23 protein-coding genes are annotated in these 24,802 nt (G+C 65.6%); 13 read left to right on the top strand and 10 right to left on the bottom strand.

Annotation, left to right across the window (positions count from 1 at the left end; translation table 11 throughout):
- Positions 1–10 precede the first annotated feature (10 nt).
- Positions 11–901: an SDR family NAD(P)-dependent oxidoreductase gene (locus ABIA90_RS36495; RefSeq protein ID WP_166085767.1), complete on the bottom strand. Its 891-nt coding sequence runs from the start codon at positions 899–901 to the stop codon at positions 11–13.
- A 103-nt stretch (positions 902–1,004) separates the two neighbouring features.
- Here ABIA90_RS36495 and ABIA90_RS36500 point away from each other — a divergent pair, with 103 nt between their 5' ends.
- A complete protein-coding gene (locus tag ABIA90_RS36500; RefSeq protein ID WP_354120997.1) occupies positions 1,005–1,880 on the top strand; it encodes a LysR family transcriptional regulator in 876 nt (291 codons plus the stop codon).
- Between the two features lie 161 nt (positions 1,881–2,041).
- A complete protein-coding gene (locus tag ABIA90_RS36505) occupies positions 2,042–2,728 on the top strand; it encodes a glutathione S-transferase family protein (protein ID WP_354120998.1) in 687 nt (228 codons plus the stop codon).
- 58 nt (positions 2,729–2,786) lie between these two features.
- Here ABIA90_RS36505 and ABIA90_RS36510 read toward each other — a convergent pair whose 3' ends face one another.
- From ABIA90_RS36510 to ABIA90_RS36530, 5 genes are all read right to left on the bottom strand, one after another.
- Positions 2,787–4,796 (bottom strand): HAMP domain-containing methyl-accepting chemotaxis protein, encoded by a 2,010-nt coding sequence (locus tag ABIA90_RS36510; protein WP_354120999.1) that lies wholly within the window; start codon positions 4,794–4,796, stop codon positions 2,787–2,789.
- A gap of 270 nt (positions 4,797–5,066) precedes the next feature.
- On the bottom strand, positions 5,067–7,613 hold the full coding sequence (locus ABIA90_RS36515) for an HWE histidine kinase domain-containing protein (RefSeq protein WP_354121000.1): 2,547 nt from the start codon (positions 7,611–7,613) through the stop codon (positions 5,067–5,069).
- The gene (locus ABIA90_RS36520; RefSeq protein WP_354121001.1) at positions 7,610–8,194 is read right to left on the bottom strand and encodes a biliverdin-producing heme oxygenase; all 585 of its coding nucleotides are present in this window, start codon (positions 8,192–8,194) and stop codon (positions 7,610–7,612) included. Before ABIA90_RS36520 ends, ABIA90_RS36515 begins: the two co-directional genes overlap by 4 nt.
- A gap of 132 nt (positions 8,195–8,326) precedes the next feature.
- Positions 8,327–8,494, bottom strand: a complete 168-nt coding sequence (locus ABIA90_RS36525; protein ID WP_354121002.1) for a YjiS-like domain-containing protein — start codon at positions 8,492–8,494, stop codon at positions 8,327–8,329.
- Positions 8,495–8,547: 53 nt separating this feature from the next.
- The gene (locus ABIA90_RS36530; RefSeq protein ID WP_354121003.1) at positions 8,548–8,991 is read right to left on the bottom strand and encodes a nuclear transport factor 2 family protein; all 444 of its coding nucleotides are present in this window, start codon (positions 8,989–8,991) and stop codon (positions 8,548–8,550) included.
- Positions 8,992–9,082: 91 nt separating this feature from the next.
- Here ABIA90_RS36530 and ABIA90_RS36535 point away from each other — a divergent pair, with 91 nt between their 5' ends.
- Positions 9,083–10,006: a LysR family transcriptional regulator gene (locus tag ABIA90_RS36535; RefSeq protein ID WP_354121004.1), complete on the top strand. Its 924-nt coding sequence runs from the start codon at positions 9,083–9,085 to the stop codon at positions 10,004–10,006.
- A gap of 93 nt (positions 10,007–10,099) precedes the next feature.
- Here ABIA90_RS36535 and ABIA90_RS36540 read toward each other — a convergent pair whose 3' ends face one another.
- Entirely contained in the window at positions 10,100–10,720 is a 621-nt protein-coding gene (locus ABIA90_RS36540) for a glutathione S-transferase family protein (protein ID WP_063986629.1), read from the bottom strand.
- Positions 10,721–10,860: 140 nt separating this feature from the next.
- Here ABIA90_RS36540 and ABIA90_RS36545 point away from each other — a divergent pair, with 140 nt between their 5' ends.
- Positions 10,861–12,141, top strand: coding sequence for a flavin-dependent oxidoreductase (locus ABIA90_RS36545; protein WP_354121005.1), 1,281 nt, complete (start codon positions 10,861–10,863; stop codon positions 12,139–12,141).
- Between the two features lie 208 nt (positions 12,142–12,349).
- On the opposite strand, the gene ABIA90_RS36550 is transcribed toward ABIA90_RS36545, so the two are convergent.
- Both ABIA90_RS36550 and mutY read right to left on the bottom strand, forming a co-directional pair.
- Positions 12,350–12,772, bottom strand: a complete 423-nt coding sequence (locus tag ABIA90_RS36550; protein ID WP_354121006.1) for a PaaI family thioesterase — start codon at positions 12,770–12,772, stop codon at positions 12,350–12,352.
- 52 nt (positions 12,773–12,824) lie between these two features.
- Positions 12,825–13,964, bottom strand: a complete 1,140-nt coding sequence (mutY, locus tag ABIA90_RS36555; RefSeq protein ID WP_354121007.1) for an A/G-specific adenine glycosylase — start codon at positions 13,962–13,964, stop codon at positions 12,825–12,827.
- 128 nt (positions 13,965–14,092) lie between these two features.
- On the opposite strand from mutY, the gene ABIA90_RS36560 reads away from it, so the two are divergent.
- The 9 genes from ABIA90_RS36560 to ABIA90_RS36600 all read left to right on the top strand — a co-directional run bounded on the left by ABIA90_RS36560 (position 14,093) and on the right by ABIA90_RS36600 (position 24,230).
- A complete protein-coding gene (locus ABIA90_RS36560) occupies positions 14,093–14,584 on the top strand; it encodes a DUF721 domain-containing protein (RefSeq protein WP_354121008.1) in 492 nt (163 codons plus the stop codon).
- Between the two features lie 140 nt (positions 14,585–14,724).
- Positions 14,725–15,381: a DsbA family protein gene (locus ABIA90_RS36565; RefSeq protein WP_028150717.1), complete on the top strand. Its 657-nt coding sequence runs from the start codon at positions 14,725–14,727 to the stop codon at positions 15,379–15,381.
- Between the two features lie 218 nt (positions 15,382–15,599).
- A complete protein-coding gene (gene smc, locus ABIA90_RS36570; RefSeq protein WP_166085454.1) occupies positions 15,600–19,064 on the top strand; it encodes a chromosome segregation protein SMC in 3,465 nt (1,154 codons plus the stop codon).
- 154 nt (positions 19,065–19,218) lie between these two features.
- Positions 19,219–20,196, top strand: coding sequence for a small ribosomal subunit Rsm22 family protein (locus tag ABIA90_RS36575; protein ID WP_354121009.1), 978 nt, complete (start codon positions 19,219–19,221; stop codon positions 20,194–20,196).
- 136 nt (positions 20,197–20,332) lie between these two features.
- Entirely contained in the window at positions 20,333–20,893 is a 561-nt protein-coding gene (locus ABIA90_RS36580) for a LemA family protein (protein ID WP_014497379.1), read from the top strand.
- A 32-nt stretch (positions 20,894–20,925) separates the two neighbouring features.
- Positions 20,926–22,128, top strand: a complete 1,203-nt coding sequence (locus ABIA90_RS36585; RefSeq protein ID WP_354121010.1) for a M48 family metallopeptidase — start codon at positions 20,926–20,928, stop codon at positions 22,126–22,128.
- Between the two features lie 194 nt (positions 22,129–22,322).
- Positions 22,323–23,075 carry a P-loop NTPase family protein gene (locus tag ABIA90_RS36590; protein WP_085402523.1) on the top strand — a complete coding sequence of 251 codons (753 nt, stop codon included), beginning with the start codon at positions 22,323–22,325 and terminating at the stop codon, positions 23,073–23,075.
- 59 nt (positions 23,076–23,134) lie between these two features.
- Entirely contained in the window at positions 23,135–23,803 is a 669-nt protein-coding gene (locus tag ABIA90_RS36595; RefSeq protein ID WP_063985143.1) for a hypothetical protein, read from the top strand.
- Between the two features lie 94 nt (positions 23,804–23,897).
- On the top strand, positions 23,898–24,230 hold the full coding sequence (locus ABIA90_RS36600; RefSeq protein ID WP_063985144.1) for a GIY-YIG nuclease family protein: 333 nt from the start codon (positions 23,898–23,900) through the stop codon (positions 24,228–24,230).
- Between the two features lie 24 nt (positions 24,231–24,254).
- Here ABIA90_RS36600 and ABIA90_RS36605 read toward each other — a convergent pair whose 3' ends face one another.
- Positions 24,255–24,794: an adenine phosphoribosyltransferase gene (locus tag ABIA90_RS36605; protein WP_038943444.1), complete on the bottom strand. Its 540-nt coding sequence runs from the start codon at positions 24,792–24,794 to the stop codon at positions 24,255–24,257.
- Positions 24,795–24,802 lie beyond the last annotated feature (8 nt).

Consider the following 24,802-nt stretch of genomic DNA (forward strand, 5'->3'; position numbering starts at 1 on the left):
AGGCGCGGCCTCACGGCGCCAGACGAGCGATCAATCGATCGGAGGCATCCATGAGCGCCGCCGCGTAGGATCGCTCCGCAGACGAAGGGCTCGGCAGGATCGCCTCAGCCTTGTTGTTGAACATGACACCGCTGCGGCCGTTGAGATCAGGCGACACCAGGAGCGGCACCAGTCGCTCGGCATAGGCGTCCGGCTCGACCATCATGAAGCTGGTCAGCCAGTTGATCAGCGAGACGAGCGCACGCGACCCGAGCAGATTGGCGCGAATATCGGTCTTCACGAAGCCGGGATTGAGGCCGAACACATCGACATCGGCAAAGCGCCTGGCGGCCTCGAGGACGAGCACTTCGTTGCCCGCCACGGTGTTCGAGTGGGCCGCGAACCGCTTGTAGCTCCGTTCCGAATTCAGATCGGCGACATCGGCCCTCTGCTCCGTCCCGGGAAATCCCATGACGAATATCCGGGGCTTGAATGTGGCCGTGGCCCTGTCCCTTCCAAGACGAGAGGCGATCGCGTTCAGGATGACGAAGCGGCTCAGATAGCTGACAGCAAGATCGCGTTCGATGCCTTCCGCCGTCACCTCACGCCTGGGCCCCGCCATGATGCCGGTCGTGAAGACGACGATATCGAGCGTCTCGGCGGGAAGCTCACGGCCGATCCGCCTGGCTTCCCGCATGAGGCTCAGATCGGCCTGCATGAATGCGATGCCCGGCACGTTCTGATCGCGGAATGTCTGGCCGACGACGAGGACACGCGCCCCCTTGGCCGCCAATTGGCGGCTGAACGCCCGGCCAATGCCGCCGGTGCCGCCGATCACCGCCACATTCAATCCAGCGAGCCTGAGGCCTTCGAGCGCCGGCGGATTCACCTTCAGGTTCTTGTCGAGTTCTACGCGTTTCATGGATGGCTCGCCCTGCAATGTCAGCAAAGGGCAGATGGACCTTCCACTCAATGGAATAAATGCCGTAAATTGGAACTGATTGATCCATTGATGGAATAATGAAATGGCGTTGCTGAACGATATGGCGCTGTTCGTGGAGGTCGCGAAGGCCCGTAGCTTCCGTCGCGCCGCCAAGACCCTCGACATGCCCAATTCGACGCTGTCGCGCCGGATCGATCTGTTGGAGAAGGAGATCGGGCTTCGCCTGTTGAACCGGACGACCCGCAAGATCGAATTGACCGAAGCCGGCCAGATCTACTTCGAGCGCTGCAAGCGCATTGTGGACGAGGCGCGCCTGGCGCACGAGCAACTGGACGGGATGCTGGCGCAGCCGAGCGGCATGCTCCGCGTCTCGCTGCCGGTGGATTTCGCGAACACCTACCTCGCACCGTTGATCGCCGAATTCGCGCGGCAATATCCCGACATCGATTTCGAATTCGACCTGACGCCGCGACGTGTCGATCTCGTATTGGAGCCGTTCGATCTGGCGATCCGCGTCGGAGAATCAGAGCCATCCCACATGATCGCGCGGCCGCTCGCCCGTATGCCGGGATATCTCTACGCCTCGCCGCGCTATCTCGACATCAACGGCGAGCCGCATGAACCTGCGGACCTCACCCGTCATCAATGCCTGTGCATGACGAAGGTGAATGCGTGGACGTTACACAGCGGCACGCAGATGGAGCAGACCGACGTCGGCGGCCGTTTTCGGCTCAACAACGTGGGACTGATCCGCCGCCTCGCAACGCTCGACATGGGCATCGCCTTTCTGCCGCAAGAGATCGTGGCCGAGGAAGTGGCGGATGGCCGGCTGCGTCGCATCATGCCGCAATGGCAGGGCTCGCCCGTCACCGTCTACGCAGTCACCGAGACGCGCCTGCTGCCAGCCAAGACGCAGCGCTTCATCGAATTCCTGCGGGAACGGCTCAGCCGGACTTGAACCGCCATTACGGCGGCGATCGGCCTTTGTTACGCTGGCTGATCTGCGTACCGCGCAGACACCGCCCGGCAAACTCGCCGGTTGCTCTCCCCGGCCATGTTCAGGCACAGAAGGCCGCGACGCCGCAATCATTCTCTAAAAAGGGAATTGGGGAGACAAACATGCTCAAATTCTATTTCAACGGATCGCCGAACCCGACCAAGGTCGCGCTTTATCTCGAAGAGGCCGGCCTGGCCTTCGAGCCGGTCAAGATCGACACCCGCACGGGCGAGCAGTTCGCGTCGGACTATCTGAAGATCAATCCGAACGGCAAGGTGCCGGCGATCGACGACAACGGCACCATCGTGTTCGACTCGAACGCCATCCTGCTCTACCTCGCCGAGAAGACCGGCAAGTTCCTTCCCGCCGCCAACGTCCGCGGCGAGACGCTGTCATGGCTGATGTTCATTGCCACCGGCGTCGGGCCGTATTCGGGCCAGGCCGTGCACTTCAAGCATTTTGCGCCGAAGGACCAGAACCACGACTACGCCCATAACCGCTACCAGTACGAGACCGATCGCCACTACAAGATCCTGGACGCTCACCTCAAAGGCCGCAGCTACATGGTCGGCGACAGCTATTCGATCGTCGACATGGCGCTGTGGGGCTGGGCGCGGATGGTGCCGTTCAAGCTCGGCGACGATGCCTTTGCGCGCTACCCGAACGTGAAGCGGCTGGTGGACGAGATCTCGGCGCGGCCGGCGGCGGCGCGTGCGATCGCCCTGAAGGACAAGTTCACCTTCAAGGCCGAGATGGACGACGAGGCGCGCGCCAACATGTTCAAGCACATGACGACGAAGGTCGCCTGATCGCGCGACGCAGCTTTTGGAGGCCACGCGCATGCGCGTGGCCTTTTGCGTTTGCGGCTCAGGCGGCGTGGACCGAGCTCAGGAATTTTGCGACTTCCTGCTTCAGCCGATTGCTGTCTGAAGACAGCGAGCGCGCCGCCGAGAGCACCTGCGAGGAGGCCGAGCCGGTCTCGGAGGCGCCGCGCTGCACGTCGCCGATATTGGTCGAGACGCGCTGCGTGCCGTGAGCGGCCTGCTGGACGTTGCGGGAGATTTCCTGTGTGGCGGCGCCCTGCTCTTCCACGGCCGCCGCGACCGTCGACGAGATCTCCGACAGCCGCTCGATGGTGCCGCTGATCTCCCGGATCGAGCCGACCGACTCCTCCGTCGCGGCCTGGATGCCGGAGACCTGCTGGGCGATCTCGCCCGTGGCCTTCGCGGTCTGCTCGGCCAGCGCCTTGACCTCGGAGGCGACCACGGCAAAGCCGCGACCGGCCTCGCCCGCACGTGCCGCCTCGATCGTCGCGTTCAGTGCCAGCAGATTAGTCTGGCCGGCAATCGTGCTGATCAGCTCGACCACGTCGCCGATGCGGGCGGCCGCCTTGGACAGCTCGCCGACGCGCTCATTGGTCCTGCTTGCCTGCCCGACGGCCTCGTTGGCGATCCGGGCGGATTCCTGCACCTGGCGGGCGATCTCGGTGACCGAGGAGGACAGCTGCTCGGTCGCGGACGCCACCGCCTGCACATTGGCCGTGGCCTCCTGTGACGCCGAGGCCACCTCGGTCGACAGATTCTGCGCGCGCGTCGCGGTCGCCGTCAGCGTGCCGGCCGAAGCCTCCAGCTCGTTCGATGCCGACGACACGGTGTCGACGATCTCGCCGACCGCCTGCTCGAACTGGTCGGCGAGCCGGACCATGTCGGCCTTGCGGCTCTCCGCCTGCCGCGCCTCGGTCTCGGTCTGCTCCGTGCGCAGCCGTTCGGTGTCGATCATGTTGGTCTTGAACACCTCGATCGCCTTGGCCATGTCGCCGATCTCGTCGGCCTTGCCGCGCCCGGGAATCTCGACCTCGAGATTGCCACCGGCCAGCAGCCCCATTGCGCGCGTCATCGAGGTCAGGGGACCGACGATGCTGCGGGCGATCAGGAAGGCGACGATCAATCCGAACAGGGTGGCGAGCCCGCCCGCGATCCCCTGCACGGTGGTCGTGCCGTCAATCACGGCTTCGGCCTGGCTGCGCGACTCCTTGTAGTCCTTCTTTAAGGCGGCTTCCGCGACCTTGAGCTTGGCGATGCTGTCGACGATGAGGGGCGCGAGGCTCTTGTGGTAGATCTCGTCGGCCTGGAGCATCGCGGCCGACGTCGTCTCGAACGCGGATTTGTAGATTCCGAGCGAGGTCTTCACCGGCGCGAGCGTCGTGCGCAGTTCGGTCGCCTGCGGACTCTTTTCGAGCGCCGAGAGGCGCTGCGACGCCCTGTCCACATTGGTTCTGAAGTTGGCGGGCCCCTTGCTGTCGCGCAGGGCCAGGAAACGCCAGTTCGCGATCTGGACGAGAAGGAGCCTGGATTCGAGGTCCGCAACGAGGGCCCCGGTGTCTTCGTCGACGGCTGCGCGCGCCACATCGACCAGCTTGCCCATCTTGACAGTCAGCTCGTCACCGCTCGGCAGCAGGGTCGCCTTGCCGGTCCGCGCCTCATTGACGGCGTCGCCGAGATTGTCACGCAGGCTTCGCATTTTTGCGATGTCGGCGATCAGATCGTTGTAGAGCTTCCGCCGCTCCTCGGAGAGCGTCCCCTGCGCCCCGACCTTCAACAGCTCGGTCGCCGCGGTCTCCCGCTCTGCGGCCTCCTTCATTGCGGGCTCGCTGGCGTCGTAGATGTAGCGCAGATTGGCGCGCTGGATCGCCTGAAGATGGGTCGAGACCTCCAGGACCCGCGCCGTGCTGTCCGAAAACGCCGAAGCCTTTGCGACCTGGTCCTGCACGGACCGCAAATTCCAGATGGCGACCACCGCCATCACGAGACCAACCGCCACCAAGGCCATGAAGCCTGCGTACAGGCGTCCCCTGATCCGCAAACGAAAGTTCGGCATTCCCACTGTCCACCCAGGTGCATGTGAATTCGGGCGGACGAACGACCCCGGCAATCGTCACGGCCACCCCCGGCAGCCGCGAGTCGCTTTTCGGCACCCACGCTGCACCGCGGTACAATGAGGGACACTCGTTAATTGAACCTTCCGATTTTTCGCGCATGTGTGCGCCGGCCCGCACAGGACCTGCTGATTTTATCAGCAGTTGCGCAGGTTTCGGCGCAAAGCCCGCAGCCGCTTGCAGAGCGCTGCACGCGTCGCCGGGATGGATGTTTATTGGGCGACCATCCCCTGCAACTTGCCGAGCGCGTTCTCGACGACTTCCAGCGTGTAGGGCTTCTGGACCACCGGCGCGGACGCCAGCTCTTCCGGGATCGGCGCGCGCTCGCCATAGCCGGTCGCGAACATGAAGGGCACGCCGATCTCCTTCAGCTTCTCGGCCACCTTGATGCTGCTCTCGTTGCCGAGGTTGAGATCGAGCAGCGCAAAACCCGGACGCGTGCGCTCGATCGCGCGCAACGCCTGGTCGACGCTCGCCGCAGTATCGACATGGCGGGCACCGAGATCGAGCAGGATGACTTCCGCCGCCATGGCGATGATCAGATTGTCCTCGACGATCAGTGCCGTCTCGGAAATTCGCGGACGGGCGGGTTGCTGCTCCTCGACGCGCATGGCGGCTCCTGCGATTGATGGGACCAGTTCGACGAAATTGGGCGGGATGACGAATTTGGCCTGGACGCCCAGCAGGTCGAAGCGGATTTCGGCTTCGCCCTTGAGGTCGAACGGCACCGAGCGCTCGATGATGGTGGTGCCGAAGCCGCGGCGCGACGGCGGCTGCACCGGCGGCCCGCCGCTCTCCTTCCACTCGATCTCGAGGCTCGAATTCGGATCGAGCCGCCAGACCACCTCGACCTGGCCGGTGGAATCCGCGAGCGCGCCGTATTTGGCGGAATTGGTCATCATCTCGTGCACGACCAGCGCCAGCGTCGCGAACGCCTTGGGATCGAGCGCGACGTCGGGCCCGCCCATCTTCACGCGGCCGGCGCGCGCGCCGAGATAGGCGCCGGCCTCGGACTCGACCAGCGAGCGCAGCGCAACCGGCGCCCAGTTCAAATTGGTGATCTGGTCGTGGGCGCGGGCCAAGGCCTGGATGCGGCCGCCGAGCACGCCGGCGAACTCCTCGACCGACGTGGCGGTGTCTTTGCTCTGCGCCACCAGCGCGCGGACAAGGCTCAAAATGTTGCGGACGCGGTGATTGAGCTCGGCGATCATCAGCTCCTGCCGCTCCTGCGCGCCGCGACGCTCGCGGGCCGCAAGGTCGGACAGTTGCAGGATCACTTCGAGCAGCGTGACGCGCAGGCTCTCGGCGATGCGGATGTCGGCCGTGGACCACGGTTTCGACTGGCCCGCCACCGTTTCCTGCCAGAGCTCAAAGCTCTTGCGCGGCGTCAGCCGCGGTCCGTTCGGACCCTCGTCATAGACCTTGTCGGGCGCGCCGGCCCAGTTCACCGAGCGCACGACCTCGCGCCGGAAGAAGATCAGGCAATCGCGCGGAGTCCGCGAGATCGGAATGGCGAGAAATCCCGCCGCGCGGTCGCGAAAGGACTGGCCGGCGGCATAGACCTTGGCAATCTCGGCACTGGCGAAAATCCGTCCCGGCGAGGTCCGGTTGATGAAGGCAACCAGATCCTTCACCTCGTCCTCGGTCGGCGTCTGGCCCTGAAGCGTGATCTTGTTGTCGGACCACACCGCCACGCCGTCGCAATCGATCATCCCGCGATAGTCGCCGAGGAAGTCGACGATCGCGCGCCGGCTGTGCTCGTGCGAGGCCGCGGTCTCGATCAACCGCTCCTGCACCTGGTGAGCGCGCATCTCATAGGCGACATTGCCCTCGCGCTCGCGCCCCTCCACGATCCAGGAGAACATCTGCCCGAACAGCTCGGACGCGGTGCGCTTCTCGAACGAGATGTAGCGCGGCGAATAATGATGGCAGGCGAACAGGCCCCACAGCTTGCCGTCGCGCAGGATCGACACCGACATCGAGGCCCCGACGCCCATGTTGCGCAGATATTCGATGTGGATCGGCGAGACCGAGCGCAGCACGCTCATGGAGAGATCGAGCAGCCCCGCATTGTGCGTGGCCGTCGAAAACAATGCGGCTGGTTTCGAATTGATATCGGCGATGATGCGCAGCCAGTTGCGCTGATAAAGGATGCGGGCCTGTTTGGGGATGTCGGAGGCCGGATAGTGAAGTCCGAGGAACCGTTCGAGGCCGGCTTCCGCAGCTTCAGCGATCACCTCGCCCGATCCGTCCGGATGAAACTGATAGACCATGACGCGGTCGAACCCGGTCAGGACCTTGAGCTGGCGCGCCGCCTCGCGGGCGAGCTCGGTCATGCCGCGCGTCTTGCGGATTCGCTCCAGCATCAGGCGGACGAGCTCGCCGGAATTGACGCCGGGCTCGTTGACGCTGGGCTCCGCCTCGATGACCAGATAGGCGCCGGAGAAGTGGATGGAGAGATCGTAAGGCGGTTTGCCGGGCTGGAGCTCGACACCGAACATGCGCTCGGTCGTATCGGGGCCGCTGAGATGATCGACGCGGCTGCGAATGGTCTCGACGGCGGCTTCCGAGATGACGCGCGACAGCGGCTGCTGGAGCAGGTCGGCGACGTCAGTCCTGAGAAAGCTGTCGACATTGTCGGAGGCCATGCAGATCGTGAAATCCGACAGCACCGTGAGCAGGAAGCCGAACGGCTGGACACTGCCGGGGATGTGGATCGGCTCGCGATCGCAATTGGTGAGATTGACCGCCTCGTTCATGCGCGGTCCGCCGCCTGCTCGAAGGCCGCGAAGGCGAGACGTGCCGATTCGATCGTCTCGTCCGCGTCGCAATCCTCTTCGTTTTGAAGCTTCGCCAGAAAGCTCTGCCAGAGCCGTTTGCCCGCGCCATGGCTGAGATAGGCGGTGGCCTCGCCGATGCGCGGATCGCCCGCATCCGCGACCGCCTTCAGCAGAAACTTTGCGCCGAGCCGGGAGCCCTCCAGAACGTACAACGTGCCGAGCATGCCACTGCGCGTCAGCGGCGGCACGGACACGGTGGATTGCGCGGCGCTGCCGAGCTGCGCGAGATCGGCCGCGATCGCGGCGCTACGCGCCCGCTCCCGCCAATCCGGAAACATCTTGGCGACGCCAGCCTGCACAAGCGCAGCTTCGAGCGGAAGAAGTGCGCCGGCGCTGGCCTGCAGGAAGCGGCGGTAGCCGGACAAGACTGTGAGGTCGAACGACGAAAGCTGCGCATCGAGCTCCCGGTGCGCATTCGCAGTCGCATCTCTCAATCGTTCGCGGAGTCCGGAAAAGCTGCGGCCCACCTGTGTTGAAACGTCCGAAACCCCAGCCAGCATGAAATTTCCCAAACGCGTGCAATGCCGGGGGCGCGATTGCCCCCGAACTGAGCAAACGCCCGGCGGAACCCGAAGGTTCCGCCGGCTACGATAAAATGGGAGGCAGGTGGCGCCTGGATCTCGTCCGTTTGTCTAACTCCGTCGCACCGGTCTCCTCAGTTCGTACGCGATCTCCGCCCGGGTCATGCCGCAGTCCTGAAGCTCCCGATCGCTCATGGCGGCGAGCTGGTACCGGGCCCGGGACCGTTCGCGCCTGACACGAACGATCGCTGCCAGCCCGCGCCAGATCGACACGACCATCGCCGACCCGGGCCGACGGCACCGGTCGGCGGACGAGATGGTCCTCAATCCGGTCAGCTCGCGGCCCTCACGAGCGTCTGCGGAAACGGACCGAGCGCCTTCTCGGTCAGGGTCGAGTCGCAATATTCCCGGATCTCCTTGATCTTCCCGTCCTCGAGGCGAAACACCAGGCAGTAGTCGTTGTCATAACGAACGCCCTCGGGCGTGACGTTGTCGCCCTTGGCTTCCACCACGACGACGTCGCCATCGGCGATGAAACGGTGAGCTACGGTGCGGGTCCGGTCGCGCAAGCGGGTGCGCACATAACCGTGCAGATCGTTGAGGATCGCCTCCTTGCCGGTGAAGGTGCGCGACCAGGAGTACTGTCCGGTCACGACCCATCTGGCATCGTCGGCAAGGCTTGCGGCGAACAGGGTCCGGTCGCGCGCGGCCGGATCGGGGCTGGCGGCGGCGGCAAAGATATCCTGCATCAGTTTCTTGTTGGCGCTCGCGCTCATGGCGGCATCTCCGTTTGGTGGCAACACGGAGATCATCCCCGCCGGATGAGAATTCTTCAAATCGATAGTGGATATGATATCTATTCGCTTCATGAATTTGAATTCGCTTGACCTCAATCTCCTGACCGCGCTCGACGCGCTGCTGCGCGAGGCCAATGTCAGCCGGGCCGCGCTTCGGATCGGGCTGTCGCAGCCGGCCGCGAGCCATGCGTTGCAACGCCTGCGCGACATCTTCGGCGATCCGCTGCTGGTGCGCACCGGCGCGCGCATGGAGCTAACGCCGCGGGCGCAAGCCCTCCGCGCACCGCTGGCCCAGGCGCTCGACCAGGTGCGCGGGCTGTTCATACCCGACGACTTCGACGCCGCGCGCAGCGAGCGGCAATTTCGCCTGATGATGCCGGATCTCGCGGTCGAGCTGCTGATGCCGCCCTTGATGGAGAAGGTGACGCGAGCCGCGCCCAACGTCCGCATCGACGTCGTACCGTGGCGGGGCCCTGCGATCTTTCACGCCGAGTTCGCCCGCACCATCGACCTCGTGATCTCGATCGGCAACGCCTTCAAGGGCTTTCACCGCCAGTTGCTCTACACCGACAGCGACGCGCTGGCGGTGCGGCGCGGCCATCCCATGGCTGCGAAGCTGAAGCGGCGCGAGACGTTCCTGGCCGCGCGCCATGTCGGCGTGATCATCCGCGGCCAGCCGGAGGATCTCATCGACACCTGGCTGCGGACCAAGGGCATCGAGCGGCACATTTCGCTGGTGGTGTCAGGCTATCTCGAAGCGCTGCACGTCGCCGCCCGCACTGACCTCGTCGCCTTCGTGCCGCGCCGGCTGATCGCGGCGCTGTCGAAGCAGTTCGGCCTCGTCACGGTGACGCCGCCGCTCGATCCAGGGATCGACGAGCAGTTCATGTTCCATCCGACCCGCGCACAGATGGACCCGGGCTCGATCTGGCTCAGGCGGCTGATGCTGGAGACGGGGCGGGAATTGGACCAAGCCAAGCGCAAGCTATCGTAGGGTGGGCAAAGCAAAGCGTGCCCTCCACTCCTTTCATAGCGCGGATAGGTGGTGGGCACGGCGCTTCGCGCCTTTGCCCACCCTACAAGAACCTTACGCCTTCTGCGCGTCCATCACCTTGCGCACGGCGGGGCGGTCTGACATGCGCTTGAAGTGGTCGGCGATCTTCGGCGTCGCGTTGATGTCGACGCTGTCGCCTTCGAGCCAGTGCGAGAGCGTGTGGAGGTAGGGATCGCAGATCGTGAACTGGTCGCCCATCACCCAGGGACCTTTGAACATCTTCTGCTCGATCAAGGAGAAGCAGGCGCCCATGCTCTTCGGCACCATCGCCTTCATGTCGGCGAACGAGCTCTCCTGCGTCGCCCAGCGCGCGCCGCGCATCTTGTGGGCATGGTTGATGTGCGCGGTCGAGCAGAGATAGGAATTGAACGACTGCACCTGGGCGAAGTCGAAGGGATCGTCGAGCGGGGCGAGCTTCGCCTTGGGGAAGGTCTGCGCGATATAGGCCAGCATCGCGGGCGTCTCGGTCAGCACGCCGCGATCGGTCACCAGCGCCGGCACGCGGCCCTTCGGATTGATCGCGAGATAGTCCGGGCTGTTCTGCTGGTTATCCTTGAAGCTCAGCCGTTCAGCCGTGTAGTCGGCGCCGGCCTCCTCCAGGGTCATGTAGGTGGCGAGCGCGCAGGTGCCGGTGGCGTAGTAGAGCTTGAGCATGTCGGACCTCATGGGAAAATTGGAAACTAACGGCTGCGGGCCGCCAGGTCCATAGCACGCTGTTCTCCGTGCTTTGCTCTTCGCAGTTGCCCACCGCCGCCCGCCTGTGCCAAGACGCCTGCAATCGGAGGGGTTTTGTCATGACCGTACTCATCGCCGGTGGCGGCATCGGCGGGCTGACGCTTGCGCTCAGCCTGCACGGAATCGGCGTTCCCGTAAAAGTGTTCGAGAGCGTCGCGGAACTGAAGCCGCTCGGCGTCGGCATCAACGTGCTACCGCATGCGGTGCGCGAGCTGATCGAGCTCGGGCTGATGGACCGGCTGGACGAAAGCGGCGTGCGCACCCGCGAGCTCGCCTATTTCTCCAAGCACGGCAAGCCGATCTGGAGCGAGCCGCGCGGGCTGGAAGCCGGCTACAAATGGCCGCAGTTCTCGATCCATCGCGGCACCCTCCAGCAGCTCCTGCTCGACACTGCGGTCGAGCGACTCGGCCGCGACAACATTTTGACCAGCCATCATCTGACCGGCTGGACCGAGACGGCGGGCGGCGTCCGCGCCGACTTCATCGACAAGACGAGCGGCAAGGCCGCCGGCACTTACGAGGGTGCGATCCTGATCGCCGCCGACGGCATCCATTCCGCCGTGCGAGAAAAGCTCTATCCGCAGGAGGGACCGCCGATCTGGAACGGCCGCATCCTCTGGCGCGGCGTCACGCCGTCAAAGGCGTTCCTCACCGGCCGCACCATGATCATGGCCGGGCACGAGATCCTGAAATTCGTCTGCTATCCGATTTCGAAGGCGCCCGATGCGGCGGGCAACCATCTGATCAACTGGGTTGCCGAGCGCCACATGCCGCCGACCTATCAGTGGCGGCGCGAGGATTATAACCGCACCGCGCGGCTCGAGGAGTTTCTGCCCTGGTTCGAGAGCTGGCAGTTCGACTGGCTCGACGTCCCCGGCCTGATCAAGAACTGCCCGCACGCCTACGAATATCCGCTGGTCGACCGCGATCCGGTGTCGCAATGGACCTTTGGCCGCGTCACGCTGATGGGCGACGCGGCGCATCCGATGTACCCGATCGGCTCGAACGGCGCCTCGCAGGCGATCCTCGATGCCCGCACCATCACGCGCGAGATCCTGGCGCATGGCCCGACGACTGCAGCGCTGCTCGCCTATGAGGCCGAGCGCAGGCCCGCGACCACCGACCTCGTCCTGCTCAACCGCAAGAACGGCCCCGAGCAGGTGATGCAGCTCGTCGAGGAGCGCGCGCCTGACGGCTACGACGTCGTCACCGACGTGCTGTCGCAGCAGGAGCTGGAAGACATCGCCGCGAATTACAAGCGCGTTGCGGGGTTCCAGGTCGAGGCGCTGAATGCGAAGCCGCCGATCGTGAGCGCTGATGCAAAGCGGATGGGAGCGTGAGCTCGCGCAAGAAGCGAGATGCGCATTAATGTGCCCTCGCCCCTTGCGGGAGAGGGCAGCGACGCCGGTGGACGCAGGCTCACTCGGGTGAGGGGTCTGTCTCCGCGAGTCCAACTCGCATTTGAGTTCGCGGAGACATACCCCTCATCCGGCGCTTCGCGCCACCTTCTCCCGCAAGGGGAGAAGGGATACCGCGCGTGCCGTCAGACTATTTCCCCACCACCCTCGCCGCCTCCAGCAGCCGCTCGCTGGCGCTCGCCGTTGCCAGCACCGTGCCATCTTCTGCCATCAGCTTCGCCTCGACGAACGCAATCGTCTTGCCGAGTTGCGTCACCTTGGCCTCGCCGATGATCGAGCCGGGCTTTGCGGGGCTGAGGAAATTCACGGTCATGCTGATCGTGGTGGTGTAGAGCTGGCCCTCGCTCATCACCAGCACGGCCGGCCCCATCGTGTCGTCGAGCATGGCAGAGAGCATGCCGCCTTGGATGAAGCCCGCCGGATTGCAGAACTCGGGCTTGCCCTCGAAGCCGAGCCTGATCCAGCCCTCCTCCGGACGGGCATCGAGCAGACGCCATCCGAGCAGCTCGGCGCAGGGCGGCCTCTTGAAGTTGTCGAGTGCGGTCTTCACCATTGGCAGCCTCCGTATCGGGCGCTGATAGCGTAGCGCTGCCGCCAGCGTGCTGTCAGGAGGGTGCGGCCGTTGAAGGATCGAGCGCGTGCGCGATCACCTTGCGCATGACGTTGGGCAGCGCTTCACCGGCGAGGGTCGCGATCGGCACCCAGCGCATGCCCTTGGGCGCGCGCGTGCGCGCTTCGGCCTTCGCCGTGTAGACCACCAGCTCCAGCGGAAAATGCGTGAAGACGTGGGTGACGACGCCCACCTTGCGCTGCCAGCGCGACAGCCCCTTCAGGTCGGGCGCCTGCTGCTTCGCCGTTGCGTCTTGCTGACCAGCCAGCCAGTCCGAGCCCGGCACCTCGGTCATGCCGCCAAGGAGGCCTTTTTCGGGCCTCGAGCGGACCAGCAGCTCGCCGCCGCGCGTCACGACGAAGGCAGCCCCGCGCCGCAACGTTCCGCTCTTCTTCGGCGCCTTGCGCGGAAACGTTTCCTGCGTCGCCAGCGCACGCGCGGTGCAATCCTCATTGAGCGGACAGAGCGAGCAGGCCGGCTTCTTCGGGGTGCAGATCGAGGCGCCCAGATCCATCAGCGCCTGCGCGCTGTCGCCGGCGCGAGACGTCTCCTCGCCGGCGCGAGAGTCGGCAAGCAGCGTCGCCGCCAATTGCTGGATCAGCGGCTTGGCCTGCGGCAGCTCCTCCTCGACCGCGAACAGGCGCGACACCACGCGCTCGATGTTGCCGTCGACCGGCATGGTGCGGCGGTCGAACGCGATCGCGGCGATCGCTGCCGCCGTATAGGGGCCGATCCCCGGCAACGCGCGCAGCCCCTCTTCCGTGTCGGGAAACACACCGTCGTGCTCGCGCGTCACGGCCACGGCGCAGGCATGGAGATTGCGCGCGCGGGAGTAATAGCCGAGCCCGGCCCACATCCGCAGCACGTCATCCTGCGACGCCCGGCCCAGCGCCGTGACATCCGGCCAGCGCGCGACGAACTTTTCGAAATAGGGGCCGACGGCCTTCACCGTGGTCTGCTGGAGCATGATCTCGGACAGCCAGACGCGGTAAGGGTCCGAGGTCTCGCCGGGCATGGCGCGCCATGGCAGACGGCGGCGATGGCGGTCGTACCAGGCGAGCAGCAGCGTTGGGCGAGCCGATGCCTCCGACTGAATTGGTTCCGACTTGGCCATTAGTGCCGATTTGGGGCTCATGCTCTCACTGTAGCGCCAACGCGCCGGCCTCTCCACGTCATGCCCGCGCTCGTCGCGGGCATCCACGTCTTTCTTCGCGGAACGCTCCCCAATGGTGAGGCCTGCGCTCCAAGGTGCTATAAGGGTCCATGTCCAAATTCCCTCCCAGACCCGGTCCCATCAGCGCCAAGCCGCTGTCGCTGCTGCTCAACGACGTCTTTGCCGAGGCCTATGCCAAGCAGGGATTTGCGGCGCGCGAGCTGGTGACCCGGTGGGCGCAGATTGCCGGGCCGGAGATTGCGGCCCATGCCGAGCCTCTGAAGATGCAATGGCCGCGGCCGGTCGAGGGCCAGCCGCAGGAGCCGGCGACCCTGGTGCTGCGGGTCGAGGGGCCGATGGCGCTGGAGATCCAGCACTCCGCCGATGTGATCCTGGAGCGGGTCAATCGCTTCTTCGGCTGGAGCGCGGTCGGCAAGCTCGCCTTCCGCCAGGCCCCCCTGTCGCGCGCCCGGCCGCCGGTCCGGCCCGGTCCGCCGGATCCCAAATCGGTGGCCAAGGAGGCGGAAAGCCTGGGGGACATCGAAGATGAAGAATTGAAGACAGCGCTGGCGCGGCTCGGGGCCGCCATCAAGCGAAATTGAGCCTCATTCCGCCGGTAATCTGGACCCCTCCCTATCGCTCGCCATTGCCTCAAACTACGTTTCAAGCTAGCGACAGGCCGCCTGAACGGGAACTTTGATAAGAACCTTGGGGCGAGACCACACCAATCCGGGAGCCGACCTTGATCATCACCCGCCGCGCCTTCAACACGATGCTGTCGCTGACCGGTCTTGCCGCGCTCGCCGGGCTGTCGCCGCTGCGGTTCATCTCCGAGGCGATGGCGCAGTCGGCCGCCGATGTGGCCAAGCCCGTGTCGCTGCCCGACATGGCACTCGGCCCCAAGGACGCCCCCGTCACCATCACCGAATATGCCTCGATGACCTGCCCGCATTGTGCGGCGTTCAACGAGCAGGTGTTCCCCAAGATCAAGTCGGAATACATCGACACCGGCAAGGTGCGTTACATCTTCCGCGAGTTCCCGCTCGACATCAAAGCCGCCGCCGGCTCGATGCTGTCGCGCTGCATCGCCAAGGACGACGCGTCGAAATATTTCGCGGTCACCGACATGCTGTTCCGCCAGCAGAACGATTGGGTGCTGAAGAACACCACGGAGACGCTGACGCGGATCGGCAAGCAGGCCGGTCTCACCCAGCAGCAGGTCGAAGCCTGCCTGAAGGACCAGGCGCTGCTCGACAAGATCGCCGCCGACCAGAAGTACGCCAGCGACGTTCTGAAGGTGGATTCGACGCCGACGTTCTTCATCAACGGCGAGAAGATCAAGGGCGAAGCCTCGTTCGATGAATTCGCCAAGAAGATCAATCCGCTGCTGAAGAGCTGATTTTCCCCGCTCAACGCCTGATTCGCATCTCGAAAGCCGTATCTTTCCCGGCATAAATCCCTTGGGAAAAGCGGTTTTCGCCGGTTGCCCTCGCGGCGCACCGCGGCCATTGTCCGACCGCATGAGGCGCCTCGCGCGACTCACCCAGAGAGTGACATTGCCTTCCATGGTATTGTCCCGGCAGGGGGATTCGCGCCTGCCAACAGAGATGCGTGCTTATGAAAATCACCCGCCTGCGCCTTCACGGCTTCAAGTCCTTCGTTGAGGCCACTGACTTCGTCATCGAGCCCGGCCTGACCGGCGTGGTCGGACCCAACGGCTGCGGCAAGTCGAATCTGGTCGAGGCGCTGCGCTGGGCGATGGGCGAGACCTCGTACAAGTCGCTGCGCGCGGCCGATATGGACGCGGTGATCTTCGCCGGCTCCGGCAACCGTCCTGCGCGCAACCACGCCGAAGTGACGATGACGATCGACAACACCGATCGCACCGCGCCGGCGGCGATGAACGACAGCCAGCTGCTCGAAATCTCCCGCCGCATCGAGCGCGAGGCCGGCTCGGTCTATCGCATCAACGGCCGCGACGTGCGTGCGCGCGACGTGCAGATCCTGTTCGCCGACGCCGCCACCGGCGCGCGCTCGCCCGCCCTCGTCCACCAGGGCAAGATCGGCGAGATCATCCAGGCCAAGCCCGAGCAGCGCCGCCGCGTGCTGGAAGACGCCGCCGGCGTCGCCGGTCTGCACGCCCGCCGCCACGAAGCCGAGCTGCGGCTGAAGGCGGCCGAAACCAACCTCACCCGCGTCGAGGACGTGATCGGCCAGCTCGCCGGCCAGATGGAAGGCCTGAAGAAGCAGGCCCGTCAGGCCGTGCGCTATCGCGAGGTCGCGGCCAAGGTCCGCAAGGCGGAAGCCACGCTGTTCCACCTGCGCTGGATCGGCGCGCATGCCGACGTCAACGAATCCGGCCAGACCCATGATCTCGCGGTTCGCGAGATGGCCGAACGCACCCAGCACCAGGCCGAAGCCGCCCGCATCCAGGCCATCCGCGCCACCGAAATGCCGGCGCTGCGCGATGCCGAAGCGCGCGCCGCGGCCGGGCTGCAGCGCCTGACCAACGCACGCGAGCTGCTCGACCGCGAGGAAGAGCGCGCCAAGGAGCGCGTCGCCGAGCTCGAGCGGCGCCTCGCCCAGTTCGAGGGCGACATCTCCCGCGCCCAGCAGCAGACCATGGACGCCGACGTCGCGCTCCAGCGGCTCGACACCGAAGACGCCGAGCTGAAGGAAGAGATCAAGTCGCGGGTCGAGAAGCGCTCCGGCGTCGACGAGCGCGTCGGCGAAGCCGAGGCGGTGCTGACCGAAACTGAGCACCAGTTCGCCGAGCTCACCACGGCGCTTGCCGACCTCACCGCCAAGCGCAACCAGCTCGAAGCCAATGTCCGCACCCATCGCGACAAGCTCGCCCGCCTCGACCAGGAGATTTCGAACGTCGCGGCCGAGGAGCAGAAGCTTGCCGACGAGACTGGCGGCTTCGGCGATCTCGACGAGCTGACCGCAACGGTCGAGAACGCGGAGCAGACCCTTGCTGCTTCGGAAGCTGCGGCCCAGGCCAGCGAAGCTGCGCATGTTGCCGCGCGCCAGACGCTGGAATCCTCACGCTCGCCGCTCGTCGAAGCCGACAAGCGCGTGCAGCGCCTCGATACCGAGGCGCGCACGATCTCCAAGATCGTCAATGGCGAGACCAAGAATCTGTGGCCGCCGATCATCGACGGCATCACCGTCGACAAGGGTTTTGAGAAGGCGATCGGCGCAGCCCTCGGCGACGATCTCGATGCGCCGGTCGATCCGTCCGCGCCGATGCGCTGGACCAATGCCGGCGTGACCGACGGCGATCCGGAGCTGCCCGAGGGCGTCGTGCCGCTCGCGAGCCACGTTCAGGCGCCCGCCGAGCTGGCGCGCCGCCTGGCGCAGATCGGCGTGGTGCCGCGCGAGCGCGGCGCCGAGCTGGTCTCGCAGCTCAAGACCGGCCAGCGGCTGGTCTCGCCCGAAGGCGACGTCTGGCGCTGGGACGGCTTTGTCGCCGCGGCCCACGCCCCGACCGGCGCGGCACGGCGCCTCGCCGAGCGCGCCCGCCTCGTCGACATCGAGAACGAGCTGGAGCAGGCCCGCATCGACGCGCAGATCAAGCGTCAGGCGCTGGAGAACGCCGAATCCGAGCTGCAGATGGCCGCCAGCACCGAAGGTGCGAGCCGCGAGGCCTGGCGCGCCGCGCAGCGCGAGGTGAACGTCGCGCGCGAGCGCCATGCCACCGCCGAGCGCGAGATCAGCCGCCGCGCCGCGCGCAAGGCGACGCTGTCGGAAGCCCATAGCCGCCTCGCCGCCGACCGCGCCGAGGCCGAGGCCGCGTACGAATATGCCGAGGCCGGCATCACCGAGCTGCCGTCGAGCGAGGACACCGAAACCCGTCTCGCCGCCGTCCGCAGCGACATCGAAGGCCATCGCCGTATGGCCGCCCAGGTCCGCGCCGAGGCGCAGGCCCTGGCGCGCGAGGCGGAACTCGCCGACCGCCGCGTGCAGGCGATCCTCGCCGAGCGCACCGAGTGGCAGAACCGCAAGGAGAGCGCGGCCTCTCACATCGACACCATCCAGACCCGCATCACCGAGGTCTCGATCGAGCGCAGCGATCTCGAAAACGCGCCCGCCGTCTTCGCCGAGAAGCGCAGCGCGCTGATCACCGAGATCGAATACGCGGAAAACGACCGCCGCATGGCCGCCGACGCGCTCGCCTCGGCTGAGACCGCGATGGCCGAAACCGATCGCGTCGCGAAATTGACCCTCGAGGCGCTCTCCAGCTCCCGCGAGGCCACCGCCCGCGCCGAGGAACGCATGGAAGGCGCACGGCGCCGGCTCGAGGACATCGAGCGCGAGATCCGCGACATGCTGGAGGTCGAGCCGCAGGCCGTTGCCGGCCTCGCCGAGATCGAGCCCGGCGCCGAGCTGCCGCCGCTGCACGACATCGAGGAAGACCTCGAAAAGATGCGCCGCGACCGCGAGCGCCTGGGTGCGGTGAACCTGCGCGCCGAGGAAGAGCTGCGCGAGGTCGAGACCCAGCACACGGGCCTCGTCACCGAGCGCGATGACCTCGTCGAAGCCATCAAGCGGCTGCGCCAGGGCATCCAGAGCCTCAACAAGGAAGCGCGCGAGCGGCTCCTGACCTCGTTCGAGGTCGTCAACAACCACTTCAAGCGCCTGTTCGTCGAGCTGTTCGGCGGCGGCGAGGCCGCGCTGCACCTGATCGAGAGCGACGACCCGCTCGAAGCCGGTCTCGAGATCATCGCAAAGCCGCCGGGCAAGAAGCCGCAGACGCTGTCGCTGCTTTCGGGCGGCGAGCAGGCGCTGACCGCGATGGCGCTGATCTTCGCGGTGTTCCTCACCAACCCCTCGCCGATCTGCGTGCTGGACGAAGTCGACGCACCGCTCGACGACCACAACGTCGAGCGCTACTGCAACCTGCTGCACGAGATGACCGGCTCGACCGACACCCGCTTCATCATCATCACGCACAACCCGATCACGATGGCGCGGATGAACCGGCTGTTCGGCGTCACCATGGCCGAGCGCGGCGTCTCGCAACTGGTGTCGGTGAGCCTGTCAGAGGCGGTGGACATTCTCGACCAGAACGTGGCGTGACGCTGCGGTCGCCCCACACCCATTGACGTCATCATCCGCCTTGTGCGCAAATTGCGCACTGGAGCGGATGATCCAGTACGCCGCGGCCTCTCGGTTCACGGCGCCGTCTCGGAATACTGGATGCCCCGCCTACGCGGGGCATGACGATGAGAAAATGATCTCACCCACCCTCCCCGCCGAACTGAAAGCCGCCCTCGACGGCAAGCTTCAGGGCTTCTCCCGCACCGACGCCGCGCAGCGCTCGCAAAAAATCTCGACCGCCTATCGCGCAGGCGGCACCTCCGGCACCATCAAGTCGGAGGCCGATGCGCTCGCTTATGCGCTGGCGCGGATGCCGGCGACCTATGCGGCCGTGGCCGCCAGCCTGAATGCGCTGACCGAGATGGCGCCGGACCTCGCCCCGGAAACCCTGCTCGACGTCGGCGCGGGCCCGGGCACCGCGAGCTGGGCCGCTGGTGAGGCCTTTCCGTCGCTGCGGGATTTTACCCTGCTCGACGCCAACGCCACCCTCAGCCGTCTCGCGCACGAACTGGCGCGCGACAGCACGCGTCTCGCCGATTGCCGCTATCTGCCGGGCGACGCCGGTGCCAACCTCGCGGAAGCCTCGCAAGCCGATCTCGTCGTCGCGAGCTACGTCGTCGGCGAGCTCAGCGAGACCGATCAGCGCAAGCTGGCGGAAACGATGTGGGCCAAGGCCCGCCACGCGCTGGTCGTGATCGAGCCCGGCACACCGGCCGGCTACGCCCGCATCCTGGCACTGCGCCAGCAACTGATCGCGCTAGGTGCCTACGTCGCCGCGCCCTGCCCGCACGAAAAACCCTGCCCCCTCGTAGCGCCCGACTGGTGCCATTTCAGCCAGCGCCTGCCGCGCTCGCAGGCGCACCGGCAGATCAAGGGCGCCGACGTGCCGTTCGAGGACGAGCGCTTCATCTATGTCGCCCTGACCCGGACTGCGCCCCCAACACGCGCCGCGCGCGTGCTGGCGCCGCCGGATGTCGGCAAGGCCGAGATCACCGCAAAGCTCTGCACGGAGGGCGGCCTCGCCATCACCAAGGTCCCGCGGCGCGACAAGGCCGCCTATGCAAACGCCCGGCGCTGGCGCTGGGGTGACGCGGTCATTGCCGAAAGTTAACTTCGTCGGACGCTTTTGCCTTGAACTCGGATGGTTCCCCATTCGACCAAGTCTTACCTTCCTCTGCGCCGGGCTCTCGTCCTGTGCCAATTTGGTCTAGGCTGCGCCCGCCTTCTTCCCCCTTCAGGAGTTCTCCATGTCGACCGGCTGGATCGTTCTCGGCGTCATCGTCGTCCTCGTGTTCCTGGCGTTCAGCGCCTACAACCGGCTGGTGGCGCTGGGCCAGCGCGTCGGCCAGGCCTTTGCCGACATCGACGTGCAGCTCAAGCAGCGCCACGATCTGATCCCGAACCTGGTCGAGACGGTGAAGGGCTATGCCTCGCATGAGCGTGGCACGCTCGACGACGTCATCAAGGCGCGCAACTCGGCGATGTCCGCACAGGGGCCGGCACAGGTATCCGCCGCCGAGAACCAGCTCTCCGGCGCGCTCGGCCGGCTGATCGCGCTGTCGGAGGCCTATCCGGACCTCAAGGCCAACGCCAACTTCCAGCAGCTCGCCAGCGAGCTCTCCGACCTCGAGAACAAGATCGCGGCGAGCCGCCGCTTCTTCAACAACGCGGTCCAGGAGTACAACACCGGCATCCAGCAGATGCCCGCCGCCCTGTTCGCCGGCATGTTCGGCTTCACCAAGAAGGACTTCTTCGATCTCGGCGCGAGCCGCACCGAAGTCGAGGCCACTCCGCAGGTGAAGTTCTGAGTTGAGCCGATAGGCCGGCAGGGCATCGCGTCATGGCCGCGTATGGTCTCTACACGCACATCGCCTCGAACAAGTTTCGTTCGATGCTGCTGCTCGCCGGCCTGTTCATGCTGGTCTACGTGCTGGTCTATGCCGGCGCGCTGGTCGCGGAAGTCGTCATCAACAGCAATGGCACTGTCGCCTACTATCTGAGCCGCGCTTTCCACGACCTCATCGTCGCCGCGCCGTTCGCGACGATCGCGGCGGCGGCCTGGATCGTAATCGCCTATTTCTTCCACCAGTCGATGATCGATGCCGTGACCGGCGGCCACGACGTCACCCGGCAGGAAGAGCCGCGGCTCTACAATCTGCTCGAAAACCTCTGCATCTCGCGCGGCATCACGATGCCGAAGCTGAAGATCATGGAGAGCCCGGCGCTGAACGCGTTCGCGACCGGCCTCAATCCGCGGCAATATTCGATCACCGTGACCACGGGTCTCCTCAATGCGCTTGATGACAAGGAGATCGAGGCGGTGCTGGGCCACGAGCTGACCCACATCAAGAACGGCGACGTGCAGCTGATGGTCGTCGCCGTCATCATCGCCGGCGTGGTCGGCTTCTTCGGCGAGCTGTTCTTCCGCCTGTTCACGAGCTTCAAATGGAGCTCCGGCTCCGGCGGCTCGTGGTCGTCGGGCTCGTCCTCATCGTCGCGATCGTCCGCGTCGTCGAGCGACAGCAAGAGCTCCGGCGGCGGCGCGGTGATCGTGATCATCATCGCGGTCGTGCTGATCGTGGTGGCGTGGCTGTTGTCGCAGGTGGTGAAGCTCGCGCTGTCGCGTTCGCGCGAATATCTCGCCGACGCAGGCTCCGTCGAGCTGACGAAAGATCCGGACGCCATGATCTCGGCGCTGCGCAAGATCGAGAACCGCGGCGAGCTGCCGGGCGCGACTTCGGCGGTGATGGAGCTCTGCGTCGACAATCCGCGCGAGGGCTTTGCCGATTTGTTCGCGACCCATCCCTCGGTGCAGTCCCGGGTCGACGCGCTGGTCAAGTTCGCCGGCGGCCATGATCCCGGCCCGCTGCCACCGCCCGACGAGGCGGACGAGCCTGAGGCACAGGTGGAGCGGCAGGGCGGCCCGCCGCCGTTGCGCCAGGGGCCTTGGGACGATGCAGGCGGCTCGGCCAGTCCGCCGCCCGTGCCCGCACCCTCCGGAACTGCAGCCGGCAATCCGATGGGCCCATGGGGCCGTCGTTAAGGGCGGGATTTTAAGCGACTTGCGAAGGGTTGCGTTGCGATTGGGAAAAACCTCGGAAATTGCCACAACCATAGGCCGAGGATTTGAATTCTCCCTTGTTTCTGCCATGTTCGCGCCCAACAGCAGACTTGGGACATCGATTTGGGGCCCGACCGATTGCAAGGCGCAATCGGAGGGCGCGTTAGGGGACAGCAATGGCAAAGCCGGCAGTGGTTGTGGTGGGCGCGGACAAGGGCGGGGTGGGCAAGACCACGGTGTCGCGCACCTTGCTCGATTATTTTTCCGCCAACAACGTACCGACGCGCGCCTTCGACACGGAGTCGCCGCGCGGAACCCTGAAGCGCTTTCACCCCGAGATCACCGAGATCGTCGACATGATGACGACCTCGGACCAGATGAAGATCTTCGACACGCTCAACGCGGCGAGCCCGTCGGTGACCGTGATCGACGTCCGCGCCGGCCTGCTCTCGCCGGCGCTGGCCTCGCTGCGCGACATCGGCTTCCTCGACGCCGCCAAGGCCGGCCAGATTACCTTCGCGGTGTTCCACATCCTGGGCCCCTCGATCGCGTCGCTCGACGAAATCGCCGAGACCGCGGGATTCATGGGGGGCGCAAAATATTTCCTGGTGAAGAACTTCATCAACGACACCCAGTTCTTCCAGTGGGACCAGGCGACCTACAATTCCTACTTCCACCGCATCAAGGACGCGACCGAGCTGACCATCCCCAAGCTCAACGAAATGGCCTATGAGCAGGTCGAGGTGTCCTCCGTCCCGTTCCTGAAATTCGTCGCCAATAAGGGCATCAACGACGAAGCCGCGAACTATTCCTTCGTGCTGCGCGGCTATGTCCGCCACTGGCTGGCGAATGTCTGGAGCGAGTTCGACCGGATCCGGCTGACCGACATCGTCGGTTCGAAGCCCGCCACCCGCAACAGCGAAAAATAGTTGCAGAGCCCGGGCGGATACGGCTGGATTGGGCGGTGAGTTCGCCTGATATACTGTCGATGCCCGCGACGCCCCTTTACATCATCTGCTCGCCCCGCCCGCAGGTCGGCAAGACGCTGCTGGCGCGGCTTTTGAGCGAATTTTTGCTGCTCAAGAACGGCGACGTCGCGGCCTTCGACGTCAACCTGAAGGAACCGTCGCTACTCGACTATCTGCCGAAGGTCACCGAAACGGCTGATGTGATCGACACCTACGGCAAGATGCAGCTGATGGACCGCGTCATCGTCGATGACGGCATGGCCAAGGTGATCGACCTCGGCTTCCACGCCTTCGACGAGTTCTTCAAGATGAGCGACGAGATCGGCCTGTTGAAGGAGGCCGCGCGCCGCCACGTCGCGCCGATGATCCTGTTCGTCGCCGACACCGACCGCGTCTCGGCCCGCGCCCACGAGATGCTGCGCGGACAGATCCCGCGGATAAACCTGATCACGGTGGACAATGAGCACATCGTACGCGGCGAGCTGCCGGCCGCGATGGCGACCGGGCGGCTGTTCCGCCTGCCCGCGCTACCCGGCTTCCTCAAGACCTATATCGACCGGCTCAACTTCTCCTTCACCGGCTATCTGCGCCAGGAGAAGGACGCCTCCACCGAGCTGCACCAGTGGACCCGGCGGAACTACCTCGCCTTCCGCGAGCTCGAGCTCAGCCTGATCCTGCAAAGCTCCTGAGGCGATTATTTTACCCGGATAATATTGACCACAGGCCCGACCGGGCCTATTGAGAGGCGGACATCGGTATCCCTCTCAGCAAGGTCCCACCTCCGTGAGCATCGACCGGAAGGCAGCCATCGCCGCCTACAAGGAGCGCAAGACCATTGCGGGCATCTACGTCGTCCGCTGCGCGGCATCGGGCGAGGCCTGGGTCGGCCAGGCGCCGAACCTGCAGACCATCCAGAACCGCATCTGGTTCTCGCTCCGCCAAGGCAGCCACACCTGCCGTACCCTCCAGGCCGCCTGGAACGCGCATGGCGAGGCGGGCCTGACGTTCGGCGAATGCGAGCGGCTGGAAGATGAGGAGACGGACTACGTCAGGAACGCGCTCCTTAAGGAGCGCATGCTGCATTGGCGGTCCGCATTGAAGGCCGAGGCGATCTGACGATCGCCGGGGCGCCGACCGGGCTCAATGCCCTTCGAACGTCATCAGCGTGCGCACCGGCACGTCCATGGCACGCAGCTTGGCGGCGCCGCCGAGATCGGGCAGATCGACGATGAAGCAGGCGGCGACGACATTGGCGCCGATTTGGCGGAGGAGCTTCACCGCGCCTTCCGCGGTGCCGCCGGTGGCGATGAGATCGTCGACCAGGATGACGCGCTCGCCGGGCTGGATCGCGTCGACATGCATCTCCATCTCGTCGATGCCGTATTCGAGCGAGTAGGCAATGCGCACGGTGGTGTGCGGCAGCTTGCCTTTCTTCCGGATCGGCACGAAGCCGGCCGAGAGCTGATGCGCCACCGCGCCGCCGATGATGAAGCCGCGCGCCTCCATGCCGGCGACCTTGTCGATCTTGTTGCCGGCCCAGGGATTGACGAGCTCGTCGACCGCGCGGCGGAACGCGCGCGCATCCGCGAGCAGCGTGGTGATGTCGCGGAACATGATCCCCGGCTTGGGATAGTCGACGATGGTGCGGACGCTCGCCTTCAGATCGTGGTCAAAGGTCATTGGTGCCT

This window comes from Bradyrhizobium sp. LA6.8 (genome assembly GCF_040547935.1).
GTDB lineage: Bacteria > Pseudomonadota > Alphaproteobacteria > Rhizobiales > Xanthobacteraceae > Bradyrhizobium > Bradyrhizobium barranii.